Origin of the sequence: Paracoccus albicereus (assembly GCF_024359525.1) — a bacterium.
Lineage (GTDB): Bacteria > Pseudomonadota > Alphaproteobacteria > Rhodobacterales > Rhodobacteraceae > Paracoccus > Paracoccus albicereus.
Window position 1 is genome coordinate 1 of sequence record NZ_JAKZEU010000020.1, and the last position, 1,009, is coordinate 1,009.

Consider the following 1,009-nt stretch of genomic DNA (forward strand, 5'->3'; position numbering starts at 1 on the left):
CGGCATCGGTCGGGCGGATAGTGTAGGGAACTTTCTCCAAGATCGTCACATCGTTCGCTTGCCTCCCGCAGCCGCAACCGAACGAGCCCTAGTGCCAGAAGACGGCACAGCTCGGCACGGCGTTCGAGTGGCCGGAGATGACGGGGGTGCAGCGGGTTCATTGGGCTGCCTCTGCCTGCGGCTGCCGATGCAGCGGCGCGATGCCGAGCCAACCCCGGGCGCCATTAACCTTCGCCGCCCGGAAGTGGCGCTCGCGCAGCGCTTCTCCAAGAGACTTCTGCGAACCTTTCGGCGCGCCCGACGCTTCTGCCCACGTCGACCAGCTGGCGTAGAGAGATTTCGCCGTGGCCTTGCGGTCCGGGCCGGTGCCGCAGCACTCCTCGATCCATTCGCCGACGGTGTCCTCGTCTGTCACGTAATCCGAACTAGCGGCGGTGATCGCGATCGGCGGGGCTAGCCCCTTGCGCAACCATTCCGCGCATCCCGCGAGCGCCCAGGCGAGGATCCCGTCGCGCTCCGCGAGAAGGCGGCTACAAAGCAGCGGGTCGCGATGTTCTGCCGGAATGGTGACCGGGAAGGGGACGAGATGAAGGCGCCGACGGATCGCTTCGTTGATCGAGGTGAAGGCCGGACGGTGATTGCCGGCGACGATCAACTTGAACTGGGGCCGGAACTCGAAATGGTCGCGGTGCATGAAGTTCGCTCGGACAGGCTCGCCGCCCGTGATGGTCTTGATGCGTCCCTCGGCCCAGCTTTGGCCCGACTCCGTCTCTGAGACCACCACCAGCCGCGCGCCGCGTAGGCCGGCCAGCTCCGTGAGATGACGTTCGCTCCGCCCGGCCGTGAAGGTCCCCAGGGCTGCAGTCGCGGCATAGGTGCCGAGGACCGCCGAGAGCGTCTGCAGAAAGACCGTCTTCCCGTTTGCGCCGGTTCCGTGGAAGAAAAAGAACACCTGCTCGCGTGTCGATCCGGTCAGGCAGTAGCCTGCCATGCGCTGCAGATAGGCTTG

1 protein-coding gene is annotated in these 1,009 nt (G+C 65.9%); it reads right to left on the bottom strand.

Annotated features, from left to right (window positions below; translation table 11 throughout):
• Positions 1–157: 157 nt before the first annotated feature.
• Positions 158–1,009, bottom strand: an 852-nt coding sequence (locus tag MLD63_RS17920) for a phage/plasmid primase, P4 family (protein WP_255331254.1), incomplete at its 5' end; no start/stop codon positions are given.